The following is a 22,618-nucleotide window of genomic DNA, read 5'->3' on the forward strand; positions in this document are numbered from 1 at the left end:
CAGTCTCCCGAGAAGCGGGGAAGCTGTACCTTTTTGCTGATGTCCGAGGTGAATATGCCTTTTCCCTCTCCAAGCTCAAATATTGGTGCTACAGCGCCCGGCCAGCTCTATAGATGGCTCTAGTGAGACGATCTTGACGCCCAATCACCTGGCAATATCGGAATAATCTGGTTCCGCTTCGGTCACCCTGAAGGTATTCGCGGGATGGAGGGATGCCGATGACCGCTAGTGCCGCTGCTACGCCGAGCGATATCGTGCTTCTCGACGCGCTGGACGATAATCTTGAACTGCTGATGAGCGCGCTGGGCGGCAGCTCGGACATCAAGATCCAACCTTTTCAATTGTCGCTGCCTGACGGGAGCGGACTTCGCGGGGCCGTGCTGTATGCAGAGGGGCTGTCCAATATCCAGCCGGTGACGAGCAAGCTGCTGAGCCCGCCTCCTACCGTGCCGCAGGACGGCGGAGAGCCGGTCGATTGGCTTGACGTTCTGAGGGACCATGTCCTGATTGAGCGCATCGTCCTCGACGCATCGGAGCGGGACGGGCTCCTCGGCTGCTTGCTCAATGGTTGCGCCTTGATTCTTCTGGATGGCATCAACCGGGGCCTGGCCGTAGATGCGGCCGATCCAAAGGCCCGCCAGGTCGAAGAGCCGAACGTCCAGTCTGTCGTCCGGGGCCCGCGAGAAGGGTTTACGGAAGTGCTGGATTGGAATACGTCCATGCTTAGACGCAAGCTCCGCACGCCGGACCTCTGGATGGAGACGAGGGTGATCGGCAGGCAGAGCCGGACCCGGGTTGTTGTGGCTTATTTAAACGGTGTCGTAAAGGAGAGCGTGCTGCAAGAGGTGCGCAGGCGGCTCGACGGCATCGATATCGATGCGGTGCTGGAGAGCAACTATATCGAGGAGTGCATCCAGGAAAAACAATACTCACCTTTTCCGACTATGTTCAATACGGAGCGGCCGGACGTCGTAGCTGCGGATCTGCTGGAAGGCAAGGTTTGCATTCTGGTGGATGGCACGCCGTTCGTGCTTGTCGTGCCTGCGTTGTTCGTCCAGTTCTTCCAATCGAGCGAAGATTATTACCAGCGGCCGGATTTTGCATCGCTGGTGCGCGTCCTGCGCTTTATTTCGTTCTTTCTGGCGACGATGACCCCCTCGCTCTATATCGCGGTGACGACCTTCCATCAGGAGCTGATTCCGACGACACTTCTCTATAATCTCGCGAGCCAGCGGGAAGGCGTACCGTTTCCGGCTTTTATGGAGGGGCTGCTGATGGAAGTGACGTTCGAGATTTTGCGCGAGGCGAGCGTGCGGATGCCCAAGACGATCGGGCAGTCGATCTCGATCGTGGGGACGCTGGTCATCGGCCAGGCAGCTGTGGAAGCGGGCCTCGTGACTGCGGGAATGGTCATCGTCGTATCGATCACGGCTATATCCAACTTCGTTATGCCGGCTTTTAATATGGGCATAGCAGCACGGATTTTGCGTTTTATATTGATGGCGCTGGCCGGAGCGTTCGGACTCTACGGCGTATTTCTTGGCGTCATCGTCATTATCGTAAAGCTGTGCAAGTTGGAGTCCTTCGGCGTTCCGTACATGACGCCGTTCGCTCCGCTTCGGTGGCGCGAGCTGAGGGACGGATTCGTGCGCGTTCCGTTTCGCTGGATGACGCGACGGCCGTCTTCGGCCGTGTCCGGTCGGCGTCTGCGTGTTCCGGCGCCTGAGAGGGGGCGCGATCGGCCGTGATGAAGCCTGTCCCAAAGAGGGGCACGCGCCTTGTGGCGGCGACGATTCTGCTGATGATCCTAGTGCCCTCGACGACGGGGTGCTGGAGCCGTCACGAGCTCAATGAGTTGGCGATCGTCGTAGGGATGGGGATCGAAGTGTCTGAGCAAGGCTACCGGGTATCCGTGCAGTTGGTCAATCCAAGCCAGGTGTCCACGCGAAATGGCACGAACGCCAATCTGCAGAGCGTCGTCACGTTCAGCGAAACGGGCAAAACCGTTCCGGAGGCAGTCCGGAAGATGACGGTCAAATCCTCCAAGCGTCTGATGTTCTCCCACCTGCGGATCGTTATTTTCGGCGAGCGTCTGGCCCGGGAGGGACTGTCGAAGCCGCTGGACTATTTATCTCGCGATACCGAGATGCGCAACGACTTTTTTCTTATCGTCGCCAGAGGCACTTCGCCGGAGAATGTTCTCGCCACCTACAGCGCGATGGATCCAATTCCGGCGAACAACATGTACACCAAGCTATTCAACTCGGACGCGCTCTGGGCGGCGACAGGCAAGATTACGCTAGACCGCCTGCTCATGGATCTGGCTTCGCCGGGCAAGTCTCCCGCGCTGACGGTTGTCCGAATCGACGGAGACCAGGCGGCCGGCCGTACGCGTAGGCTGAATCAGACCATCGAACCTGCAGCTTTGCTGGTTTACGACGGCATGGCGGCTTTCCGGCAAGATCGTATGGTGGGCTGGCTGAGCCCGAACGGGACCAAGGCGCTCAATTACCTGCAGGACGCGATTAAGCAGACGCTTGGCGTACAGCGATGCGACGACGAAGCGGGTTATATATCGCTTGCGGTGACCGAATCGGCTTCAAAAATCCGGGTGGTTGCGAAGAGGGGGCGTCCGGCCATTCATGTCGATCTTCGCGTTGAGGCCAACATTTCCGATGTGGAATGCAGGGCGGACTTATCTGATCCCGCGACCGTCGAACGCATCAAGAAAGCGGGGCGCAACCAAATTTCCCAATTGATGCAGGACGGAATCGAGGAGGCCCAGAAGATGGGGACCGATATTTTTGGCTTCGGTCGCGAAGTTCATCGACAGCGGCCGTCCTTATGGCGAGAAATACCGGATTGGAACAACTACTTTCGTAATTTGGACGTGGAAATCGACCCTGTGCTGCATATCCGCAAGCTGGGCAGCATTAACCTGACGGTTGAAGAAAACGTGAGGAAGTGAATGCGGTATGGCGTTGGTCGGCGTAATCGGCATCGCGGCAAGCGCTGCTGCGATCGCGGTCTACGAGGTTCGAAATTTGGCCGCGGTAAAGGAAAAGAAAGAAAAAATAAAAAATATCGCGGTATTTCTGTCGCTGCTTTTGCTGACATCAGGATGGTATGCGGCGTTCTCGCTTCATGTCCCGCTGCCCAATCCGCTCTCCTGGATTGAGGCGGCGGTCAGGGCGGCGGGTCTGCAGATTAAGCCTTAAAGAGAGAGGAGGCGCCGCATGGGAGCAATCTCCGCCGTCAGCGCCCGGACGTACATGGTGGTGACTTTTTTCTTCATGCTCGGCACCTCCATCTTGATTGCGCCGGCGGGACTGGCTCAAGCGGCGGAGCAGGATGCATGGATCGCGGCCGCCTTCGGATTCGGTCTGAATTTAGGCATAGCCTGCTTGTACCTGGTTCTTGCAGAGCGTCACGAGGGGCAGAATCTGACGCAGATCGCGGAGACCTTGCTAGGTGTCTGGGCGGGCCGGGTCGTCGGCTTTCTTTTCAGTCTGTTCTTTTATTTGCTGGCCGCGTTGATGGTAGGCGATATGGGGTTCTTTATGTCCTCGCAGATATTGACCGAAACGCCGATCGAGGCGCTTGAAATTTTGTTCGTGGCGGCTGTCGTGTCCGCCGTCCGTTCCGGGTTTCGCAGCTACGCTTATGCGGCGGAAATCTTTTTCCCCTGGATCGTGCTGCTGCTCGTCCTTTTCGTTCTGCCGCTGCTTCCCTTGTTTGACGTTGATCGGCTGAAGCCTGTACTCGAACAGGGCATCTTTCCTGTTTTCAAGGGCGGTCTCAACTTTTTCGGGCTTCAGGAGCTTGTCGTGCTGTTTATGCTGTACCCGCGCGTAGAAACCGGCGGTGCAAGGAAACGAGGATTTCTGCTCGGCGTTGCGTTAGGCGGCGCGGTGCTGGTGATCATGACGACCGGCTGCATCGGGGTACTGGAAGCGCCCTTAACCGCCAACAATCTTTATCCGGCCTATACGCTCGCCAAAAACATCAAGATCGGGCGCTTTCTCGAGCGGATCGAGGGCATCATGATTTTTATTTGGATCTGCTCGATATTTCTGAAGATCACGCTGTCCTTTCATGCGTCGCTGATCGGCTTCCGGCAGGCGTTCCGCATTTCTGATATCCGGGCGATTTTATGGCCGCTGGCTATCGGCATGATCGGTCTTTCTCTCGCCTGCTATCCGGATATGTTTTTCGTTATTCAATTTCTATCGACATGCTGGCTGCCGTTTTCTTCTTTGTTTTTGATCGTGCTGCCGATGCTGCTGCTCGCCGTTTCTTTGCTGCGAGGCAGAGCGGACGGGCGGGATTCCGTCCATCCGGCAAGTGAAGGCGACAATGCTTAATGTTCGTTCTTAACACGTTTAGAGTAGGGTGACGAGCGTCAATCCCGATAAAAGCGCGGATACGATCAGCAGGACGGCGATGGGGCGCATCGCTTGCCGGAGCGTGCGGATATTCACGTTAAGGCCCATGCCGGCCATCGCAACGGTCAGCAGGACGGTCGTCAGCGTCGAGGCGCCGTCGGTCACGCGGGAAGGGAGCGGCCATCCGGCGGCGGTCAAGCCCGAGCCGATCAGGCTTATGGCCAGGAAGCCGATCAAGAACCAGGGGAATGAGGCTGCGGCGCTTGCTGCGACTTCTTTTTCGCTTGTCGTGTGGCGCCGGGCCAGGCGATTGCTGCGCCAGTGAAGCGCCAGACAGAGCGGCACCAGCAGGAACACGCGGGCGAGCTTGGCCAGCATGCCGCTCGCAAGCGCATCGGGTCCGCCTGCCGAAGCAGCCATGGCGACATGCGCGATCTCGTGCAGCGTCAAGCCGGTCCACAGGCCGTAAGCTGTCCCGTTTAGCGGCAGGACATCCGCCAGCAGCATCGAGGCGACCGCCGCCGCCGTGCCGACGACCGCGATCAATCCCGCCGCGGTCGCGGTACGATCTTCCCTGGCCGCGATCAGCGGAGATACGGCGGCGATCGCGGCCGCGCCGCAAATGCCCGTGCCTACGGCCAGCAGCAGCGTCAGCTGCCTGTCGGCCTTCAGCAGGCGGCCCAACGCAAGTCCGGCTGCCAGCGAGAAGGCGAGCGTGCCGACGCTTCTCGCCAAGAGCGGCAGGCCCTGCTGAAGAACGGCGCCGAGCGGCAGCTTCAGACCGAACAAAATAATGGCTGCGCGAAGCAGCTTGGTCGTGCCGAAGCGTACGCCCGGCGCCAATGTCTCCGAGTAGCCGAACAACTGGCGGTAAGCGACGGCAGCCAACAGCGTGCAGGCCATCGGTCCGAACAGGCCGAATCCGGGAATGCGGGCTAGTTGCCAACCGAGCAAGGCCAACGCGGCTGCGAGCGCCAATCCGGGCACCAAGCTGCGCGCGTGGCCGGTGCGGCGCATCAGGCGCGTGCGCGGCAGGAGATCGGGCTGTAATCGGCCTTGGGGAGCGCCATTCATTTTATCCATCTCCTTATCGCTTGCTTGCGTGAGATCTTGATAGTGAAAGCATAGCTGGCTTTATTCCATAAGAGAAATGAATTATTGTTATATTAATGATAAGTATTTACTTATGAATGGAGGGGTGGGAAGCTTGGATATCGCGCTGCAAGTATTCGTCGTCGCTGCCGAGATGAGGAACTTTTCCCGCGCGGCCGAACGGCTTCATATGACCCAGCCTGCCGTCAGCCAGCATGTCCGCGCGCTCGAAACCGCGCTCGGCGCCCGCCTGCTGGATCGCAGCAGCAAGGCGGTCGCGCTGACGCGCGCGGGCGAGATCGTGCTGGCGCATGCCAAGGAGATCGGAGCTTTATACGATCGGATGCAAGAGATGGTGGACGAGCTGTCGGGCAGCGTGCGCGGCCCGTTGGCCATCGGTGCGAGCTATACGTTCGGCGAATACGTGCTGCCGCGTACGTTAGCCGATTTAATGCGCGTCTACCCTGATATCAGGCCTTCCATTGCAATCGCGAATACCGCAGAGATCGCGGAGCGGCTGCGCAAGCGGGAGCTCGACGTCGGCATCGTCGAAGGCGAAGAGATCGGACCTGGCTTGGAGAGCCGGCGAATCGCGGGTGACGAAATGGTGATTGTCGCAGGCGCGGAGCATGCGTTGGCAGGGGCATCCGAAGTCGAGGGGGCCAGGCTGCAAGAGGAAGCTTGGCTGGTAAGAGAGCGGGGCTCCGGTACGCGCGCGGCGACCGAGCGGATGTTCGAGACGTGGGGCATCCGCCCGCCTCGTATGATGGAGCTGGGCAGTACGCAGTTGGTCAAGGAAATGGCGGAGGCCGGGCTTGGCCTTACGCTTCAGTCCCGCTGGTCGCTGCGGAAGGAGTTGGAGAGTGGCGCGCTGAGGACGGTCCTGGCGCCGGGATTGCCTTTTAAAAGGAGCTTTTATATGCTGCTGCGAAAAGGAGATGTCCGGACGCGCACGCTGGAGGCTTTTCTCGAGCAGTTGGAGAAGACGACCCGGCAGCTCATGGAGCGTGCCGGAATCGATTCGAGCGACCTCGGCTGAACGGCGGTTGGAGTCTGATGCAAGCTTCCTTTTACCGCCGCCCGCGTGTGGCCCTCCCGCTCACTTGCTTGACCTGAATCCGGGCCTAGCTCCCGCTCTGCTCCGCGATCTTCCCGAACGCCTTGACGAATTCTGCTGCCGGATAGGCGCCGGACAGGCCGTACTTGCCGTCCAGCACGAAGAAGGGCACGCCCGAGATCCCCATGGCCGAAGCGCGCTCCAGATCCTCTTGGACCTCTTCGGCTCCGCGGCCTTCGTCCAGCGCCGTCTCGAGAGGAAAAGTCTCAAGTCCCAGATCCGCAGCGATCTCGAGCAGCACGTCGCGCTTCGCGATATCTCTGCCGTACTCGAAATATGCCATCATGACGGCGTCGATCCAGGCTTCCTGCCGGTCTGCGGGCAGGATCGCGGTCAGGCGATGCGCCAGCACCGTATTGGGCATCCGGGTCACCCTGTCGAACCGGAACGGCACGCCGACGGCCGCGCCGGCATCGGTCACGCGCTGCAGCATCTCCTCGATGCGGTGCTCGCCGCCCATCTTGTGCGCCATCGAAGCGCGGAAAGGCAGCCCCTCGGGCGGCAGCGAATGATCCAGCAAAAAGGCATGATAGCTCACGGTGACTTCCTCTCCGGATTCTGTGACCCACTGTTCAATCGCGTCGACCACGTTCTTTTTGCCGATTCTGCACCAAGGGCAGACCATGTCGGAGTAAATGTCGATATGCATGAGCGTAAGCTCCTCGTCTCTATGAAGTTGGGGCGGGCGCAAGGCGTCGCCGACACCTTGAGTATGCCAGAACGGACGGTTGCGATCAACGTGCGGACCTCGCGTTTCCATGGTAACATGGCCTAAGATCACCGGGAAAAGGAGTGGACGGGATGGGGTGGACGAAAGCTTCCGCCGTAGAGCTGCTTAATGGAGAGCGGATGCCCCGGCTGGGTCTCGGCGTATGGAGAGCCAAGTCCGGCGCGGAAACGGAAGGTGCGGTGAGGGCCGCTCTGTCGGCGGGGTACCGGGCGATCGACACCGCATCGCTGTACGGCAACGAAGCGGACGTAGGCCGCGCGATCCGCGAATCGGGCATCGCGAGGGACAGGCTGTTCGTCACTTCGAAGGTATGGAACGACGAGCAGGGCTACGACGAGACGCTGCGCGCTTTTTACAGGAGCAAGGAGCGTCTTGGCATCGGCGCGATCGATCTTTACCTGGTGCATTGGCCGGTGCCGGGCAAGTACAAGGATACATACAGGGCGCTGGAGCGCCTTTACGACGAAGGCGAAGTGCGCGCTATCGGCGTCAGCAACTTCAAGATCCGCCACCTGGAGGACTTGATGGGCGCTTGCCGGATCAAGCCGATGGTCAATCAGGTGGAGCTGCATCCGCTGCTGACGCAGAAGCCGCTGCTTCAATTCCTGCGGCGCGAAGGCATCCAGCCGGAGGCTTGGCGGCCGCTGATGCAGGGGCGGCTGGATCTCCCTTTGCTGGCCGAGCTGGGAGGCAAGTACGGGAAGACGCCGGCGCAGGTCGTGCTCCGTTGGCATCTGCAGCAGGAGATCGTCGTGATTCCCAAGTCCGTGCAGACGCGGCGCATCGAGGAGAATGCGGACCTATTCGACTTTGCGCTCTCCGAGGAGGACATGGTCCGGATCGACGGCTTGAACGAGGATCGCCGCTTCGGCATGGACCCGGATCTGGTCGGGGGCGTCTGAAGGTCCCGGCGGCGGAATAGGGCGGGACTGCGGGCGACATGCTAAGCCTTGTCCGCAGATGATGCTCCCCTTGACAGACTCAACTGTAACTGTTAGTATTACAGTAACCCGCCGGGAAAGGGGGCGCCGCATTGAACAGCGAATTTATTATTGCCGTACACAGTCTGGTTCTGCTCGCTCACAAGCCGGACGGCATGGCGTCGAGCGAAGAGATCGCGGCCAATGTATGCACGCATCCGGCGCGGGTGCGGAAGGTGCTCGGTTTCTTGCGAAAAAGCGGCTACGTGACGACGCGCGAAGGCTCGGGCGGCGGCTACAGGCTCTGCATCGATCCTTCGGACATGACGCTTGCGGATATTTACCGGACGATGGCGGCCGGCGCGATCACGCCGAACTGGTGCAGCGGCAATCCGGACATGGACTGCATGGTCGGATCCAATATGCAGGAAGTGATGAATTCCGTTTTCTGCGGCGCCGAGAAGCAGCTCGAGAGCTACTTCCAGGGGATCACCATCGGCCAGATGCTGTCGCGCATCAAGGCGTGTCAGAAGACGTAGGCCGTGTCAGAAGACGTAGGTCGTGTCAGAAGACGTTGGCAAGGGTAAGGTTCGTTGTGCGCTCCGCGCACGGCAAAGGGTGCAGCCGCAGGATGGAGCGGGCCGGAGCTTCGCGCTCCGTCAACCGATCATCATATAGGAACGATCTACACGATTCATTAAACCTCTGAAGGAGTGGATTACGATGGCCGTAGTCGTAACGAAGGACAACTTTAACGAGACCGTTAGCGAAGGCGTGTCTCTGCTTGATTTCTGGGCACCGTGGTGCGGACCTTGCAAGATGCAGCTCCCGATCGTCGAAGAGCTGTCGTCCGAGCTTCAAGGAACGGCGACGATCGCCAAGGTCAACGTCGACGAGCAGCCTGAACTGGCTTCCCAATTCGGCGTCATGAGCATCCCGACCCTGATCCTGTTCAAGGACGGCCAACCGGTCGACAAGCTGGTCGGTCTGCAAAGCAAGGATTCCCTGAAGGCCAAGATTCAAAACCAGCTCTAATCGAGCTTGCCAAGCGAACAAGCACCGCGTCCCCGGACGCGGTGCTTGTTTTTTTATAGGCCTGGAGCCGTATTAAGCCGTGTCGTCACGCGCGTCGCTCATTTTCGTAATTCCTGCAAATATGCAGCTATTTCCGCCGATGTCGGCCCTTTTAGAAAAATAGATGCAAAAACGCATTTATTTTCCTTAATCAGCCCCATTTCCGGCGTTTACTTTGAATTTGCCTGCACATTTGCAGGTATTTGATCAAGGTGTCATTTGGTGGACAGAAATACATGTAAAAATGCAGGCTTTTCTACCCGAAAACGTCGAAAAACATCTGCATGTCGAAAGCGTGCTAACCTGAGACGAATCGACTGTTCTAGCCCCGTCCATCGAAACGGCCGGCGGACGAGGCGTCGACAGGTGATCGGCACAATCAAGTTTCCGATACGGAAATCCGCGATTCCAAATAGCCCGTCAGCGTGAGCTCTGTACGATCTTGGCCGGTTTTCTTGCCGCTCATATCCATGCTTCTACGCTTCTCGCACTAGATCGTCCACTGCGCGTGCGTGAGGGCGACGAGCCGCCATTCGCTGCCGTCCTGGACGAACGTGAGGATCAGGCTCTCCCAATCCATGCCGTCGGCTGAGGCGTCGAAGCCCGGGAAGTGGAATTCCACAAAGGCCGAGCCGGGATACGTATCCTGTCCGTTGTACACGGTATTGCCTTGGCCGACGAGCTTGTTCGCCGAGACCGACGGGGCGGTATCGAAGTCCTTGTCGTACACGAACTGATCGAAGTAGTCGCGGAAGGACAGCTCGATCGGATCGCCGCTGCCGTCCGCCGCGCCCCATTTGATCTTGTCCGGGCTCTTGAAGGAAGGCAAAGCCTCGGGCTTGAATATTTGATCCGCGTCGGTCATCGCCGCATAGGGCGAGAAGCGAAGCCCGAGCTTGGGATCGGTCCACGAGGCGAGGCGCTTCAAGTCGCGGTCGCGGAGCGCCTCGACCACGTCCTTGGCCGCGTCGGTCAACGCCCCTTCGGAATCGGACGGAGCGGCGGAAGCCGACGCCGAAGCTGCCGGCGAAGCGCTGCCCTCGGATTGGGATGGGGCGGCCGCGGTGCCGGAAGACGCTGTCGGAGCGGCATTTCCGTCGTCGTTGCCTCCTCCGCATCCGGCCAGCAGCGCCACGGCGAGCAGTAAGGCCAAATATGGGAACATCCTGCGTTTCATGATGTATAACCTCCTAGAAGAGATACGGAATTTAGCTTTTTTTTAAATTTCGTATATCTTAGACGCAAAATGTCGCCGGATGTTCCGGTGCGGCGGAACGATTATTAGTATAAAAAATGCGGTGGAATCTGGAACTTCAAAACGGGAGCAGGAGGAGAGCCGTTCAGGAGGCATTCAGGAAGCGTTCACAATCCGATCCGGGCGCTATGCTATAATCTGGGTAATCGGATAAGGGCGAGGACTCTGGCGCGGCGGCATCGGCCGGGCGAGCGCTCGGACGGAGGAGGGGCGAAGATGAAGGATCGTAAACGGCCGGGCTTCGGCAAACAGCTGGCGGAGCTTCACCGCTGGAATGCATGGCTCGTCGTCGTACTTGCGGTAAGCGGGTTGGTTCTGTCCTGGGGCGCTGCAAGGGGATGGCTCGGCGAGGGGCGAGTTTGGATCAAGCAGCTGCACATCTATATCGGTCTCATCACGGGCATCGTGCTCGTCCTGTATGCGCCCCTGTTGAAGAGGCATTTGAAGCAGCTGCGCGGCAGGCACGGGCAGCGCGGCAACCTGGCGTTCGTCGTCTTGCTGCTGCTCGGCTGGCTGGCTTCGGGCATCGTGCTCTGGCAGCTCCGCCATCTGCCGCCGCGCTGGGCGACCAACGCGCTCGTCGTTCACGATCTGTTGACGTGGGTGGGCCTGCCGTACGCGGCGTATCACTCGATTACCCGGATGCGTTGGGCCAAAAAGCCGGCGCGCCGAGCCGTTCGCACGGACGAGGGCGCTGCGGCGGCGGGCGGACCGGACGCCAAGCGTCCGTATGCCGGCGGTCTGCACCCGGCCGCGAGCCCGCAGCCCTGGATGACGCGCCGGCAATTCATCCGGAGCGCCGTCGGCGTGGCGTTGGCCGCGGCGGTGCTGCCTTCCTTCTTCCGCTGGATGGGCGGCAGTCTGGTCTCGACCTCCGGCTCGGGCAACATCGCCGCGGACGAGACGGACGCGAACCGCATGCTTCCGGCTCCGCAGCCGCTGCCGGACTCGGCGAACGTGATCGGCGGCGGAGCCAAAGGCAGCTTCCGTCTCTACACGGTGACGCCGCTCCCTCATTTCGATTCGGACACTTGGCGCTTTACGATCGGCGGGCTGGTCGACCAACCAGCGACGTTGACGTGGGAACAGTTTCTTGAAATCAAGCGCAAGGTGCAGGTCAGCGACTTTCACTGCGTCACGGGATGGTCGGTGTACGGCAACACATGGGAGGGAATCCCGCTGGCGCAGCTGCTGGACGCCGCAGGCGTGCAGGCGGGCGCGCAGTACGTGAAGTTCTACTCCGGAGACGGCGAATATACGGATGCGCTGTCTCTCGAGCAAGCGCGGATGAAGGACGTCCTGGTCGCCGTGCTCCACGACGGCAAGCCGATCCACCGCGATTACGGCGGTCCCGTCCGTCTGATCGTCCCTGGCATGTACGCGTACAAGTCGGTGAAGTGGCTGGACCGCATCGAGCTGATCGATCGTCCCCATATCGGCTATTGGGAAGAGCGGGGTTATGACAACGACGCATGGGTGAAGGCCTGATCGCCCTCACCCTGCGCATTTCACTTGTTTATTCGGACTTACCTTCCTCATCCGCGCTATCGGCTTGCGCCTCCGACAGCGCTTTTTTCATGAGCGCCTCCGCCTGGGGCTGAATCGCGCCGAACGCTGCGTCCGCCGTCTCTTTGTTTTCCAATACGTCTCGGATATGACCGTTCACCAGCTCGGCAAAAGCTTCGTCGAAGCTGCCGGGACCTTGCGGTTCGCCAAAATAATAGTGATCGATCGTATTGGTGGGCCGCAGCGCATAGAAGGGCTTAAAGCGCGCGTCCTGTTTCCACTCGGGATAGTCCGCCTGGACGGACAGGTCCATGCCGCCGAGCGTTCCGCCCAGCGCAGCTTTGGCTTGGCCGACGTGCGCCGACATAAAGTAGGACAGAACCTCCCAGGCTTCTTCGGCGTGGCCGGCGGCGGCGGGAATAGCGAACATCTCGTACAATTGAAGCTCTCCGCCGACGGTAAGATCGGTGCTGCGGGCCGGCGTCGTGACGACGCCCCACTCGAACTTGGGCTTCGCCTGCGCCTTGAGGTTCATCAGCAGGTTGTCGTCGTCTATCGTGATGGCCGCTTTGCCTTGCTTGAACAGATCGACCGCTTCCATTGCGGCTTGGTCGTAGTAGGTCTGGCCGTCCGACTCCCGCGCCTTCGGCCAAGTGGCGACGAACGTACCGCGCTTGTAGGCGGCGGCGACCTGCTTGAACAGGCGATCCCAGCCGGGCGAATCGAAGGTGACCGCTCCCGTCTTCGCATTCGCATAGGTCAGCCCTTCGGTGCCGGCGATGCGCTGCAGCAGGTCGAAGGGGCCTCGCAGCCAGGGGATATGCAGTCCGACCTCGCCCTTTTCCAGACGCTTGTCCTGCATGACGCGGTCGGCCAGCGCGATCGTTTGCTCCCAGTTCATGCCGTCGGTGGGGTAAGGAACGCCGAGCCGATCAAACATATTTTTGTTGTAGTACATGGCGCTCGCGTGAAAGCCGGGACCGATCCCATAGAGCGGGCCGCCATCCTCGCCCCGCAAAAAATCCAGCACGCCCGGCGTCACGTTAGCGGTCAAGTTCGCCTTTTTCCGCGCGGCCCATTCCTCCAGGTTTTGGAGCTTGCCCGCTTTGCGCAGCAGGCGATAGTCCGGGACGTTCAATATGAGCAGGTCCGGCTTTTCTTTTTCCATGAAAGCGGCGAGAGTCTTCTCGTCGTAAGCTTTATAATCGTTGTCCGGCTGCATGGGGACGAAGCGGACGTCCCAGTCGGGAAAACCGGCTTCGATAAAGTCCCTGTACTGCATGTCGTACGTATAGGTCTGGCAGCAGGCTACGGTAAGCGTCTTCGGCCCGTCTAAGGTCTGCGTGCTTTTTGCGCACCCGGCCGCAGCCGCCAGCAGCAGGACGAGCGCCATCAGCGCCGCGAGCCGCCTCATGGCCTCGCCTCCGTCTTCGCTTGGCCGTCTGCGGCGGAGGCGCGAATCGCCTGCTCGGCCTCGGCCTGCAGCGCCTTGAGGAGCGCGGGCACGTCGAGCTCGCGATCGTCGCCTGCATCCTGCGTCTTGTTGCTCGCTGCCGTCCAGACGGCGTTGACGACTTTTTGGTAAGCCGGGTCCGAATTGCGCGCGGCCGCGTCAAGCACGCGCGCAGGATCGACGGCTGCACGGTAGAAAACGGAGGACCGGGCATCGTCAGCCGCCGCGTCCGCAGCTACGGTCGGCAAGACGTCGCCGTGCGGGAGCCGGACCGACCGGTTTGCCTGCGACGGGCTCATGATGTATTTCAGCAGCTCCCAAGCGACATCCGCGTTGGCGGCCTTTTCTGGAATGGCGAACACGAACGGAATCTCGAACGCGCCGTCCGTGCCCCGAGATCCCTCGTCGGTCGGCGGAGCCAAGACGCCCCAGTCTTCGTCGCCAAGTCCCATTCCGGTTCCGGCCTGGGAGATATTGTTGAGGTAGGCGCTGGAGGCGTACGCCAGCGCCGAACGGCCGTTCAGGAACGGATCGTGAGCGTACAGCTGCTTCATTTCGACGCTGCCTTCCCACTTGAGCGCCGGTTCGTTGCTGATCCAGCCTTCCCGATGGCCTGCGGCCAGCTTCGTCCACAGCGTCGTCCACGCGGGGGTGTCGACCGTCGCTTCTTCGAGCTTGGCGCCGGCGAGGCGGAGCCCCTGGCTGCTCGCGATCGAATGGGCCTCGAACCAGATCGTCGAGTTATAGCCGAAGCTGAGGCCGTAGACCGGCTTGCCGTTTTTTTGCATGCCTTGGAATCTTGCCGCCAGGTTCATGACCTCGTCCCACGTCATGCCGTCCGTCGGTTCGGCAATGCCGTTTTCCCGGAACAGCTTGCGATTGTAATACAGCGCATGACCCGTGAATTCGGGCGCGAATCCATACAATTCGCCGCCGCCGGCTTCGCGCACCGTCTGCTTGACTGCCGTCTGCCAGCTGTCGTCGGATACTTTATCCCGCTTCATCCACGTATCCAGCGGCTTCAGCAGTCCGGCTGCCGACAGCTCGGGTACGTAGGCAAGCGGGACCTGCACCAGATCGGCATGGCCTTTTTGCAGCTGCGCCTTAAATGCGTCGATGCCTGGCGTCAGGTTGTACAAATTGGCGCTCTTGCCCGGGTATTCCGAATATTCGAATCGTACGGACGGATGCCGGATGATAAAAGGTTGTCCGTACATGGACATAAAGCCGCTGTTGTCCCAATACATAATGTTAAGCGTCGTCGTCTCCGTCTCGCCGATCACCGGCTTCGCCGTCTCTTCGCGCGTCAGCAGCCCCGAGAGCTCGCCCCGGAAGATTACCGCTCCCGCGATCAGCAGCGCGAAGACGGAGGCCGCCGCGACGCGTCTTCTGCGCCTGGCGCGTCGTTCCAGCATCTTGATGCGCTCCTTCACTTTTTTTATCGTCGGGGTGCCGAAGCCGCCGGAGCCGAGCGGCAGGTCCGACAGCGTGCGTTCCCAGCGATCGCGATCGTCTTTCATGCTCGCCCGCTCCCTTCCTCGTCGTCTTCGCGCCCATGCTCGAACTTTTTGTTCATGGCGGTCCGGGCCCGGTGAATGCGCGACTTGACCGTACCCTCCGACACTTGGAGCAGCTCGGCGATCTCGGCCATGCTCAGCCCGTGATGCGCCTGAAGCAGCAAGCTCTCCCGGAGCTTGCGCGGCAGCTCCATCACCGTTCGCCAGATCTCCCGCTGCCGGTAGGAGCCAAGCCATTCGTTTTCCGCGGACATTTGCGACTCGCGCGACGGCAGCACCGCAGGCAGCCGGATGCGCCGGTACCAGGCCGATTTGAAGTAATCCAGCGCCGTATTGCGCGTGATCTTCAGCAGCCAGGCGCGCTCCCCCGATTCGCCGCGGAGCGTATGCAGGCTCTGGTAGGCCTTGACGAACACGTCCTGCGCGATATCCTCGGCCGTCTCCCGTTTGCCTGTCATAAAATAGGCGTAATTCCACACGTCGCGGCCGTAAGTGAGCATAAGCTCCTCCAGCACGGCGTCGCGGTCGACGCCTTCGGTCATATGCTTCAAATAATCGTGATCCAACGCTGCCACCTCTCCTCCGCCGACGGCCGCAGCCGTTCCGGAGCTTCCGTGCTTTCTTTTTTTCATAGTAGCCCTCCGGCGCCGTCCGGGGAAGACCGCTTCGCATTCTCCTTTGTCCGATGATCGTGCGGCCGGCACATCTAAGGAACGACGGGCGCAGCCAAAAGTTCCCTAATCTATGTCGCTAATTAAATGCCGTTACATTTTTTTGTCCGTTTGATCGTTGTGGAGGCGTCGGGGGTATGGTAGGGTAGAGAGACTTTTGACGGGGATGGAAAACAGAGCGGCATAAGCGCCGCCCTGCGGGGATTTCTATCGAATGGACCGCGCCGCGTCAGTCGGTCTTTTTCTTTTTTTGCGGCGTCGGGGCGACGGACTTCGTATTCTCCAGCGTGTCGTTTACGAACGCCATATCCTGGTTTTTGGCAGCCATCGCCTTCGTTCCTTTGTAATTGCCTTTGTGGCTTTCGTTTTCCATGCGGATCCTCCTTAGGCTCGTGCGAATGTAGCGTAGGACGACTGCCGGCAGCGGCCGCAGCGCCTCGCGCAGCATAGGTTAACCGAATTGAAGGGGCTGTTATCCATCATGTCACGCACATCCAAGCGATACTCGTCTTTTGTATTTGTCTTCATCTTCGCGGCAGCGCTGGCGCTTACGGCGTGCAGCGGCAACGATTCGCCTGCGGAGCCGAACGCCACTTCGTCTCCGGCCGCGGAGCGGCGTGAGACTGCGATCGCGTCGCCATCCGGCTCGGAGGCCGGCAGCGAGGCGGCAGCGCTGATCGGTCAAGCCCGCGCGGCCATGGCGGATGTCGGACGTTACGCATTCACGCTCCATCTCGTTCAGAAACTGAGCGGAGGCGCGGCGGCCGACTCGGTCTTCGAAGTGACCAATACCGGCAAGGCCGAACGTTCGCCGCTCAAGCTTGACCAGACGATCGACAGCGTCCAGGACGGGGAGACGTCCTCGCTGCGCGCGATCCTCGTGCCGGACGCCTATTATGTGTACGATCCTTCTTTTGAAGAGTGGGGCAAATTGTCCAGCGAGCAGGCCGCGGATATCGCGCGGACGCTGTCCGATTATCAGATCGACCCGGCTGCCGCGCTGGCTTCGGCCGCTTCGCTCGGCGCCGGGCTCTCGTCCGCAAGAGAGGAAGGGCGCGACGTCGTCCGGTATGAAGGGAAGGGGCCGGAGGCGCTGGCGTTTCTCAAGCACATTCTGGAGGGGACGCTCGACCTCGGCAGCCTTGACGAAGCGGTGCAGCGCACCATTGCGTTGGAGTCGCTGTCAGCCAGCTTTACGCTGGACGCCGCCACGCACTTGCCGCTCGCCTACCGCGTTGAGTCGAAGATGACGATCGAATACGAGCCGGGCTCGCCGTCCGAGCTGAGCCAGACGTTCGAAGGCACCTATGCGAAGCACGGGGCCACCGAGGCGATTGCCGTGCCAAAGGCGGCGCTTGAAGCGCCGGAGCTCGATCCGCCGATCGACGACCCGGAGGCGACCGAGGGCGACTTGGGGACGCTGGACGGGCTGGATGGGCTGGATGGGCTGGAGGGACTGGATTCGTATTGAGATTTGGCGGGGATTGAATGCTGCGGTTGCCGGTTAGGTGGACGCAGGTCCCGGCCTTCCGTTATAATGTCTGAAGTATAATTGAACCGTGAACGGCCGTCCGGCGCTACTCCGTGAAGGCCGCGCGAAGTCAGGAGTGTTTAGCGAATGCCACTGTCCTGTGGTATCGTCGGCCTGCCCAACGTCGGCAAGTCGACTTTATTCAATGCCATCACCCAAGCGGGTGCCGAGATGGCCAACTATCCGTTCTGCACGATCGATCCGAACGTCGGCGTCGTCGAGGTGCCGGACGAGCGCCTGCAGAAGCTCGCCGATATCGTCACGCCCAACCGGATCGTGCCGACCGCCTTCGAATTCGTAGATATCGCCGGCCTGGTCAAGGGCGCGAGCCGCGGCGAGGGCCTAGGCAACAAGTTCCTCGCCAACATCCGCGAAGTCGACGCCATCGTGCACGTCGTGCGCTGCTTCGTCGACGAGAATATTACCCACGTATCGGGCAAGATCGATCCGATCAACGATATCGAGGTCATCAACCTGGAGCTGATCCTGTCGGACATCGACTCCGTCGAGAAGCGCATGGACCGCTCCCGCAAGAACATGAAGGGCGGAGACAAGAAGTACGCCCAAGAGGTCGAAGTGCTGGAGCGTATCCATGCCGCGCTGCTCGAAGAGAAGCCCGTCCGCAGCGTCGAGCTGTCGGACGAAGAGCGTCTGCTCGTGCGCGACCTTCACTTGCTGACGATCAAGCCGGTGCTGTACGCGGCCAACGTGAGCGAGGGCGAGGCGGCGAACGCCGACGGCAACGAGTACGTCCAGCGCGTCCGCGAATTCGCGGCGGCCGAAGGCTCCGAGGTCGTGCCGATCAGCGCGCGCGTCGAGTCCGAGATCGCCGAGCTCGAGGGCGAGGACCGCGAGATGTTCCTCGAGGAGCTCGGGCTTACCGAGTCCGGCCTCGACCGGCTCATCCGGGCGGCCTACAAGCTGCTCGGCCTGTACACGTACTTCACGGCCGGCGTACAGGAAGTGCGTGCCTGGACGATCCGCAAGGGCACCAAGGCGCCGCAGGCGGCCGCCGTCATCCATACCGACTTCGAACGCGGCTTTATCCGCGCCGAGGTCGTGTCGTACGAGGATCTGGTGGGCGCGGGTTCCATGAACGCCGCCAAGGAAAAAGGCCAGCTCCGCCTCGAAGGCAAGGAATACGTCGTCGCCGACGGCGACGTTATGCATTTCCGGTTTAACGTATAAACGGTTGGCGCCGAATAGCGCATAGAAGAGCCCCGGGCGAATGCCCGGGGCTCTTCTGCGTGATATGGAGCGGCTGGTGCGGCGGGCATAGTGGGTCTGCACGGTTTTATCGCACAATCGAGCCGCTAATGTCTCTTGGAGCGGCGCGGTGGAGCGCGGTAGCGGCATTTGGTGCCGCTAATGGTCCATGGAGCGGCGCGGTGGAGCGCGATGTAAGTGTAAAGCGGTATTTCGTCCCGCTAGCGCTGTTAGTTACACGGTTTTACCGCCCAACTCCGCACCGAAGCCGGGCAATGCCGCGAGTTATGCGATTTCGCCGCACAACTTCGCCCCTGGCTCCGACAACGCCGCGAGTTACACGGTTTTACCGTACAACTCCGCCCCAGGCTCCGATAAGATCGTGAGTTACACGGTTTTACCGTACAATTCCTCCTCGTAGCCTCGACAACACCGCGAGTTACACGGTTTTACCGCACAACTCCGCCCCGAAGCCGGCCAATGCCGCAAGTTGTGCGATTCTGCCGCACAACTCGCTCCTCGCTATCTCACCTGACCAGTCGTCCTTTACGCGCGAAACCTCGCGTTGGGTGCGCCGCCCAATAACTTCTGAAGCTTTTGAATACAATAAAGAGCGGCAAGAGCGGCGCTAATCGTCCAAATAGGTCCGATTGAACTTGGCGAGCAGCTCGCCGAATCGGGTCCGCTCGTCCTCGGACCAGTCCTTCAGCAGCTCGTCGATCCGTTCGGTGCGCTGCGCCCGCGTCTCCAACAGCATGCGGCGCCCTTCGTCGGTGAGCTGGTAAAAGTAGGCCCTTCCGTCCTCCGGATCGGGCATTTTGTAGACGTAACCTTTTTGCTCGAGCGCGGACGTCTGCCTGCTGACCGTGGAGATGTCGAGGCGAAACTCCTCCGCGAGCGCCTTGACGCCGGCAGAGCCGTGCGATTCGATCTGGCCGAGCAGCAAATAAGCGGAGCGGTCGAGCGTTCCGAACTTGCGGCTGGTCGAGATCGAAGTGAGGCGGCGAATTAAAAGGGCGATCTCGAGCTCGATGCTTGTATTCGTTTCGTGACTCACGGATCTCACCACCTTGCTGCTTTTCTGTTCCCCATCGTACCACAAGCCGCGCTCAATTCAAGCGGCAGTCGCAACGGGAGGATTGACATTTCGCAAAGTAGTTGTATAATACACTTAAATGTTTAGTTTCGCAATACAACTAAATGGAGGGGCTTCGCATGATAGCTCAAGAAATTATGATCAGGCAGGTGTACAAGGTCAAAGAGAGCGATACGGTGCGCCGCGTGATCGAGAAGTTCATCGAGCACGGCATCAGCGGACTGCCCGTCGTCAACGACCGCAACGAGATCGTCGGGTACGTCAGCGACGGCGACGTCATGCGGTACATCGGCAAGCACGAGGACCGTTACGTGGACTTCTTTTACGCTTCCATTCTGATTCAAGGGGATAACGAGCAGTTCGAGGAGCGAGCTCGCAGACTGCTGGACCTGAACGTCATGTCCATCGCCAAGACCAAGGTGGTTAAGGCGATATGGGACGACGAGGTCGAGAATATCGCGGCGATGCTGGGCAAAAAGCAGATTAAGAAGGTGCCGGTCGAGCGGGACGGCGTGCTGGTCGGCATCATCAGCCGCGGCAACGTCGTTCGTCACGCGTTCAAAAATTTAATATAGCACCGATCGCAGCAATGTTCACATTTCATATCTAAAGGAGCTAATCTCATATGTCATCCACATCCAAGGCTTCCGATCCCGCGTCTCCGCTGGCGCCGGAAGGAAGCTTGCTCAAGCAGCCGCGCGCCGTATGGGCGGTCGGCTTCGCCTGCGTCATCGCGTTTATGGGCATCGGACTCGTCGACCCGATCCTGCCCGCCATCGCCAAACAGCTGGAAGCCTCGCCAAGCGAGGTTTCCTTGCTTTTCACCAGCTATAACGCCGTTATGGCTGTCATGATGCTCATCACGGGCGTCATCCAATCCCGTCTCGGCATGAAGGGGACGCTGTTGACTGGTATCGTCATCATCGCGATATTCGCTGCGCTAGGCGGCGCATCCAGCGGCATTTGGCCGCTGATCGGACTGCGCGGCGGCTGGGGCCTCGGCAACTCGCTGTTCGTCGCCACCTCGCTGACGGCGATCGTCTCGCTCTCGACGGGCAGCGTCGCCCGCGCGATTATCCTGTACGAGGCCGCCATCGGTCTCGGCATCTCGGTCGGACCGCTCATCGGCGGAGAGCTTGGATCGATCTCCTGGCGGGGCCCGTTCTTCGGGGTGGCCGTGCTCATGGTCATCGCCTTTATCTCGCTTGCGCTCACGATGCCCAAGGCGAAGAAGCCCGCCGCCTCGGCCGGCCGGCCGAAGGCATCCCTCGCCGATCCTTTCCGCGCGTTGAAGCACCGCTCGCTGCTCGTCTTCGGCCTCGGCGCATGCCTGTACAATTTCGGCTTCTTTACTTTGCTGGCGTACGCGCCGCTCGTGCTGGACCACTACTTCGGCTACGACGCTCACGGCCTCGGCTACATCTTCCTCGGCTGGGGCGTCCTGCTCGCCATTACGTCCGTATTTATGGCGCCGGTGCTCCAGCGCAAGTTCGGCACGCTTAAATCGATGTACGCCATGCTGACGCTGTTCGGCCTCGTGCTGTTCGCGATGGGCATCTGGACGACGACCGAGTGGGTGGTCGTAGGGGCGATCGTGTTCGCAGGCGCCCTGCTGGGCAACAACAACACGCTCATTACGACGGCAGTCATGAATGCGGCGCCGGTCGAGCGTTCGACGGCGTCCGCCGCGTACAGCTTCCTGCGCTTCATCGGCGGCGCGATCGCGCCTTATTTCGCCGGCAAGCTCGCCGAGTGGTACAACCCGCACGTACCGTTTGTCGTCGGAGGCGCCTTCGTTCTGGCGGCGGTCATCGTCATCATGCTGAACCAGCGCCACTTGCTGCACGTCGACAAAGCCGGTGCGCACTGATCCGTCATCGATATCGGCCTTTTCCCGCTTTTCGGGAGACGGCCGTTTGGGCTTCTCTGCAACCTTTCGTGTCGGATGCTCGTCTGGGGGATGTGCAAGACTTACCTGGCTTGCCTGTAAAGCCACCGCCAATCGGGCGGCTTCGGAACAAGACAACGCAACCTAGAGAGGAGCATTACACATGAAACTTAAAAAGAAATCCGTTATTTTGCTCACCGCCGCCGGCATTCTCGGCGCTTCCGCGGTCGCCGGCGCTGCCGGCCTCACCCAGAAGGTCAGCGGCCTTCTGCGTGCAGACATTCATGTTTCCGTGAACGGAGCCGCATACGGCTCGATCGAGCCGGTCTATATCGACGGCAAGGCCTATGTGCCGCTGCGCGATACGGCTGGCGCGCTGGGATACGAACTGACCTGGAATCAGCAAGCCAAGCAGTTCGACCTGACGCCGAAGAAGGAGGAGCAGGCGCCGGTGGACGCTTATATCGTAAGTACGGGCGTCGTGACGGACGCGCAGACGGCGAACGGCCTGACGAGCTTGAATGTCATGGGCAAGGGCGCCGCGGGAACCTTTAACTGGATCATCGCCAAGGTAGACAAGGACACGGTCATCGTGGACGAGTCCGGCGCGGTCAAGACGGCTGCCGATCTCAAGGCAGGCTCGCGCATCTCCGTCGAATACGGCCCGATTGTCGCGCTGAGCTTCCCGGCCCAATCGCACGCGGCCAAGGTCACGGTGCTCGGCGAACGGTCGATCAAGGAGGATAAAGTCGGCGCCGTCAACAAGACGGACAGCGGCTGGCAGGTCCAACTCGGCTCGGGCACGGGGGATGCGGCTGTTTCTAATCTTGTGCTGAACGTCAGCGACGACACGCTGATCGTGACGTCGATGGGCGAACCGGTCAAGGTCCAGGATATTAAGGTCGGCGACAAAGTACAGGCGTACTACGGCCCGGCGACGACGCGCAGCATTCCCCCGCAGAGCGCGGCGGACACGATCGTCGTGCTGCCGGCGGACGCGCAATAATTACAGTAGGAAGCATTTGTACAATAGTTTGAGCCGGAACGGTCCCGATGGGGCCGTTCTTTTTATTAAATTTGGCGGCGATTTGAGTGGAAGTAAGCGTACATTCGGCATGAAGCGCTTTTCGGTCGCTTGTGTGCCCCAAAGCCTGCATTTTTACATGAATTTTCTGCC

General features: G+C 60.4%; 22 protein-coding genes. 14 read left to right on the forward strand and 8 right to left on the reverse strand.

The annotated features are described in order from the left end of the window. Positions 1–218: 218 nt before the first annotated feature. From ACFOTD_RS10610 to ACFOTD_RS10625, 4 genes are read left to right on the forward strand one after another with little or no spacing between them, the layout of a single operon-like run. Positions 219–1,748, forward strand: coding sequence for a spore germination protein (locus ACFOTD_RS10610; RefSeq protein ID WP_378118435.1), 1,530 nt, complete (start codon positions 219–221; stop codon positions 1,746–1,748). Between the two features lie 32 nt (positions 1,749–1,780). Continuing rightward, a complete protein-coding gene (locus tag ACFOTD_RS10615) occupies positions 1,781–2,968 on the forward strand; it encodes a Ger(x)C family spore germination protein (protein ID WP_378118436.1) in 1,188 nt (395 codons plus the stop codon). Positions 2,969–2,975: 7 nt separating this feature from the next. Further along, complete coding sequence (locus ACFOTD_RS10620; protein WP_378118438.1) at positions 2,976–3,218, forward strand: hypothetical protein; 243 nt, start codon at positions 2,976–2,978, stop codon at positions 3,216–3,218. 18 nt (positions 3,219–3,236) lie between these two features. Beyond that, complete coding sequence (locus ACFOTD_RS10625; protein ID WP_378118440.1) at positions 3,237–4,364, forward strand: GerAB/ArcD/ProY family transporter; 1,128 nt, start codon at positions 3,237–3,239, stop codon at positions 4,362–4,364. A gap of 18 nt (positions 4,365–4,382) precedes the next feature. On the opposite strand, the gene ACFOTD_RS10630 is transcribed toward ACFOTD_RS10625, so the two are convergent. Then, positions 4,383–5,459 carry a YeiH family protein gene (locus tag ACFOTD_RS10630; RefSeq protein WP_378118442.1) on the reverse strand — a complete coding sequence of 359 codons (1,077 nt, stop codon included), beginning with the start codon at positions 5,457–5,459 and terminating at the stop codon, positions 4,383–4,385. A 133-nt stretch (positions 5,460–5,592) separates the two neighbouring features. Between ACFOTD_RS10630 and ACFOTD_RS10635 the strand changes: the two genes are divergently transcribed. Further along, on the forward strand, positions 5,593–6,516 hold the full coding sequence (locus ACFOTD_RS10635; protein ID WP_378118444.1) for a LysR family transcriptional regulator: 924 nt from the start codon (positions 5,593–5,595) through the stop codon (positions 6,514–6,516). A gap of 85 nt (positions 6,517–6,601) precedes the next feature. Here the strand turns inward: ACFOTD_RS10635 and ACFOTD_RS10640 are convergent, their stop codons facing one another. Further along, positions 6,602–7,243, reverse strand: a complete 642-nt coding sequence (locus ACFOTD_RS10640) for a DsbA family oxidoreductase (protein WP_378118446.1) — start codon at positions 7,241–7,243, stop codon at positions 6,602–6,604. A 152-nt stretch (positions 7,244–7,395) separates the two neighbouring features. On the opposite strand from ACFOTD_RS10640, the gene ACFOTD_RS10645 reads away from it, so the two are divergent. The 3 genes from ACFOTD_RS10645 to trxA all read left to right on the forward strand — a co-directional run bounded on the left by ACFOTD_RS10645 (position 7,396) and on the right by trxA (position 9,279). Next, positions 7,396–8,226, forward strand: coding sequence for an aldo/keto reductase (locus ACFOTD_RS10645; protein WP_378118448.1), 831 nt, complete (start codon positions 7,396–7,398; stop codon positions 8,224–8,226). A 131-nt stretch (positions 8,227–8,357) separates the two neighbouring features. After that, positions 8,358–8,783, forward strand: coding sequence for an RrF2 family transcriptional regulator (locus ACFOTD_RS10650; RefSeq protein ID WP_378118450.1), 426 nt, complete (start codon positions 8,358–8,360; stop codon positions 8,781–8,783). Between the two features lie 184 nt (positions 8,784–8,967). Further along, positions 8,968–9,279 (forward strand): thioredoxin, encoded by a 312-nt coding sequence (gene trxA, locus ACFOTD_RS10655; RefSeq protein WP_090116128.1) that lies wholly within the window; start codon positions 8,968–8,970, stop codon positions 9,277–9,279. Between the two features lie 529 nt (positions 9,280–9,808). On the opposite strand, the gene ACFOTD_RS10660 is transcribed toward trxA, so the two are convergent. Continuing rightward, complete coding sequence (locus ACFOTD_RS10660; protein ID WP_378118452.1) at positions 9,809–10,495, reverse strand: hypothetical protein; 687 nt, start codon at positions 10,493–10,495, stop codon at positions 9,809–9,811. Positions 10,496–10,789: 294 nt separating this feature from the next. Here ACFOTD_RS10660 and ACFOTD_RS10665 point away from each other — a divergent pair, with 294 nt between their 5' ends. After that, positions 10,790–12,061 carry a molybdopterin-dependent oxidoreductase gene (locus tag ACFOTD_RS10665; RefSeq protein WP_378118454.1) on the forward strand — a complete coding sequence of 424 codons (1,272 nt, stop codon included), beginning with the start codon at positions 10,790–10,792 and terminating at the stop codon, positions 12,059–12,061. Positions 12,062–12,089: 28 nt separating this feature from the next. Here the strand turns inward: ACFOTD_RS10665 and ACFOTD_RS10670 are convergent, their stop codons facing one another. The 4 genes from ACFOTD_RS10670 to ACFOTD_RS10685 all read right to left on the reverse strand — a co-directional run bounded on the left by ACFOTD_RS10670 (position 12,090) and on the right by ACFOTD_RS10685 (position 16,093). Further along, complete coding sequence (locus ACFOTD_RS10670) at positions 12,090–13,493, reverse strand: extracellular solute-binding protein (protein WP_378118456.1); 1,404 nt, start codon at positions 13,491–13,493, stop codon at positions 12,090–12,092. Then, positions 13,490–15,052, reverse strand: a complete 1,563-nt coding sequence (locus ACFOTD_RS10675; RefSeq protein ID WP_378118457.1) for an ABC transporter substrate-binding protein — start codon at positions 15,050–15,052, stop codon at positions 13,490–13,492. Before ACFOTD_RS10675 ends, ACFOTD_RS10670 begins: the two co-directional genes overlap by 4 nt. Next, on the reverse strand, positions 15,049–15,681 hold the full coding sequence (locus ACFOTD_RS10680) for an RNA polymerase sigma factor (protein WP_378118459.1): 633 nt from the start codon (positions 15,679–15,681) through the stop codon (positions 15,049–15,051). The genes ACFOTD_RS10675 and ACFOTD_RS10680 overlap by 4 nt, the downstream gene beginning before the upstream one ends. Positions 15,682–15,949: 268 nt before the next feature. Beyond that, the gene (locus ACFOTD_RS10685; protein WP_378118461.1) at positions 15,950–16,093 is read right to left on the reverse strand and encodes a hypothetical protein; all 144 of its coding nucleotides are present in this window, start codon (positions 16,091–16,093) and stop codon (positions 15,950–15,952) included. A 108-nt stretch (positions 16,094–16,201) separates the two neighbouring features. Here ACFOTD_RS10685 and ACFOTD_RS10690 point away from each other — a divergent pair, with 108 nt between their 5' ends. Together ACFOTD_RS10690 and ychF are read left to right on the forward strand one after the other, a co-directional pair. After that, positions 16,202–17,191 (forward strand): DUF6612 family protein, encoded by a 990-nt coding sequence (locus ACFOTD_RS10690; RefSeq protein ID WP_378118463.1) that lies wholly within the window; start codon positions 16,202–16,204, stop codon positions 17,189–17,191. Positions 17,192–17,338: 147 nt separating this feature from the next. Then, a complete protein-coding gene (gene ychF, locus ACFOTD_RS10695) occupies positions 17,339–18,439 on the forward strand; it encodes a redox-regulated ATPase YchF (RefSeq protein ID WP_378118465.1) in 1,101 nt (366 codons plus the stop codon). Between the two features lie 646 nt (positions 18,440–19,085). On the opposite strand, the gene ACFOTD_RS10700 is transcribed toward ychF, so the two are convergent. Beyond that, positions 19,086–19,514, reverse strand: a complete 429-nt coding sequence (locus tag ACFOTD_RS10700) for a MarR family winged helix-turn-helix transcriptional regulator (protein ID WP_378118467.1) — start codon at positions 19,512–19,514, stop codon at positions 19,086–19,088. A 158-nt stretch (positions 19,515–19,672) separates the two neighbouring features. On the opposite strand from ACFOTD_RS10700, the gene ACFOTD_RS10705 reads away from it, so the two are divergent. The 3 genes from ACFOTD_RS10705 to ACFOTD_RS10715 all read left to right on the forward strand — a co-directional run bounded on the left by ACFOTD_RS10705 (position 19,673) and on the right by ACFOTD_RS10715 (position 22,447). Continuing rightward, positions 19,673–20,128, forward strand: coding sequence for a CBS domain-containing protein (locus ACFOTD_RS10705; protein ID WP_378118469.1), 456 nt, complete (start codon positions 19,673–19,675; stop codon positions 20,126–20,128). A gap of 50 nt (positions 20,129–20,178) precedes the next feature. Next, positions 20,179–21,423, forward strand: coding sequence for an MFS transporter (locus ACFOTD_RS10710; protein ID WP_378118471.1), 1,245 nt, complete (start codon positions 20,179–20,181; stop codon positions 21,421–21,423). Between the two features lie 181 nt (positions 21,424–21,604). Further along, positions 21,605–22,447 (forward strand): stalk domain-containing protein, encoded by an 843-nt coding sequence (locus ACFOTD_RS10715; RefSeq protein WP_378118473.1) that lies wholly within the window; start codon positions 21,605–21,607, stop codon positions 22,445–22,447. Positions 22,448–22,618: the final 171 nt, after the last annotated feature.

This window comes from Cohnella sp. GCM10012308, from assembly GCF_042649185.1.
In the GTDB taxonomy this organism is placed as follows: domain Bacteria; phylum Bacillota; class Bacilli; order Paenibacillales; family Paenibacillaceae; genus Cohnella.

Excerpts from the sequence above, each read along its gene's own strand:
- ACFOTD_RS10610 (WP_378118435.1), top strand. The coding sequence starts at position 219 with ATGACCGCTAGTGCCGCTGCTACGCCGAGCGATATCGTGCTTCTCGAC.
- ACFOTD_RS10620 (WP_378118438.1), top strand. The coding sequence starts at position 2,976 with ATGGCGTTGGTCGGCGTAATCGGCATCGCGGCAAGCGCTGCTGCGATC.
- ACFOTD_RS10625 (WP_378118440.1), top strand. The coding sequence starts at position 3,237 with ATGGGAGCAATCTCCGCCGTCAGCGCCCGGACGTACATGGTGGTGACT.
- ACFOTD_RS10630 (WP_378118442.1), bottom strand. The coding sequence starts at position 5,459 with ATGAATGGCGCTCCCCAAGGCCGATTACAGCCCGATCTCCTGCCGCGC.
- ACFOTD_RS10640 (WP_378118446.1), bottom strand. The coding sequence starts at position 7,243 with ATGCATATCGACATTTACTCCGACATGGTCTGCCCTTGGTGCAGAATC.
- ACFOTD_RS10645 (WP_378118448.1), top strand. The coding sequence starts at position 7,396 with ATGGGGTGGACGAAAGCTTCCGCCGTAGAGCTGCTTAATGGAGAGCGG.
- trxA (WP_090116128.1), top strand. The coding sequence starts at position 8,968 with ATGGCCGTAGTCGTAACGAAGGACAACTTTAACGAGACCGTTAGCGAA.
- ACFOTD_RS10660 (WP_378118452.1), bottom strand. The coding sequence starts at position 10,495 with ATGAAACGCAGGATGTTCCCATATTTGGCCTTACTGCTCGCCGTGGCG.
- ACFOTD_RS10665 (WP_378118454.1), top strand. The coding sequence starts at position 10,790 with ATGAAGGATCGTAAACGGCCGGGCTTCGGCAAACAGCTGGCGGAGCTT.
- ACFOTD_RS10670 (WP_378118456.1), bottom strand. The coding sequence starts at position 13,493 with ATGAGGCGGCTCGCGGCGCTGATGGCGCTCGTCCTGCTGCTGGCGGCT.
- ACFOTD_RS10675 (WP_378118457.1), bottom strand. The coding sequence starts at position 15,052 with ATGAAAGACGATCGCGATCGCTGGGAACGCACGCTGTCGGACCTGCCG.
- ACFOTD_RS10680 (WP_378118459.1), bottom strand. The coding sequence starts at position 15,681 with ATGAAAAAAAGAAAGCACGGAAGCTCCGGAACGGCTGCGGCCGTCGGC.
- ACFOTD_RS10685 (WP_378118461.1), bottom strand. The coding sequence starts at position 16,093 with ATGGAAAACGAAAGCCACAAAGGCAATTACAAAGGAACGAAGGCGATG.
- ACFOTD_RS10690 (WP_378118463.1), top strand. The coding sequence starts at position 16,202 with ATGTCACGCACATCCAAGCGATACTCGTCTTTTGTATTTGTCTTCATC.
- ychF (WP_378118465.1), top strand. The coding sequence starts at position 17,339 with ATGCCACTGTCCTGTGGTATCGTCGGCCTGCCCAACGTCGGCAAGTCG.
- ACFOTD_RS10705 (WP_378118469.1), top strand. The coding sequence starts at position 19,673 with ATGATAGCTCAAGAAATTATGATCAGGCAGGTGTACAAGGTCAAAGAG.
- ACFOTD_RS10710 (WP_378118471.1), top strand. The coding sequence starts at position 20,179 with ATGTCATCCACATCCAAGGCTTCCGATCCCGCGTCTCCGCTGGCGCCG.
- ACFOTD_RS10715 (WP_378118473.1), top strand. The coding sequence starts at position 21,605 with ATGAAACTTAAAAAGAAATCCGTTATTTTGCTCACCGCCGCCGGCATT.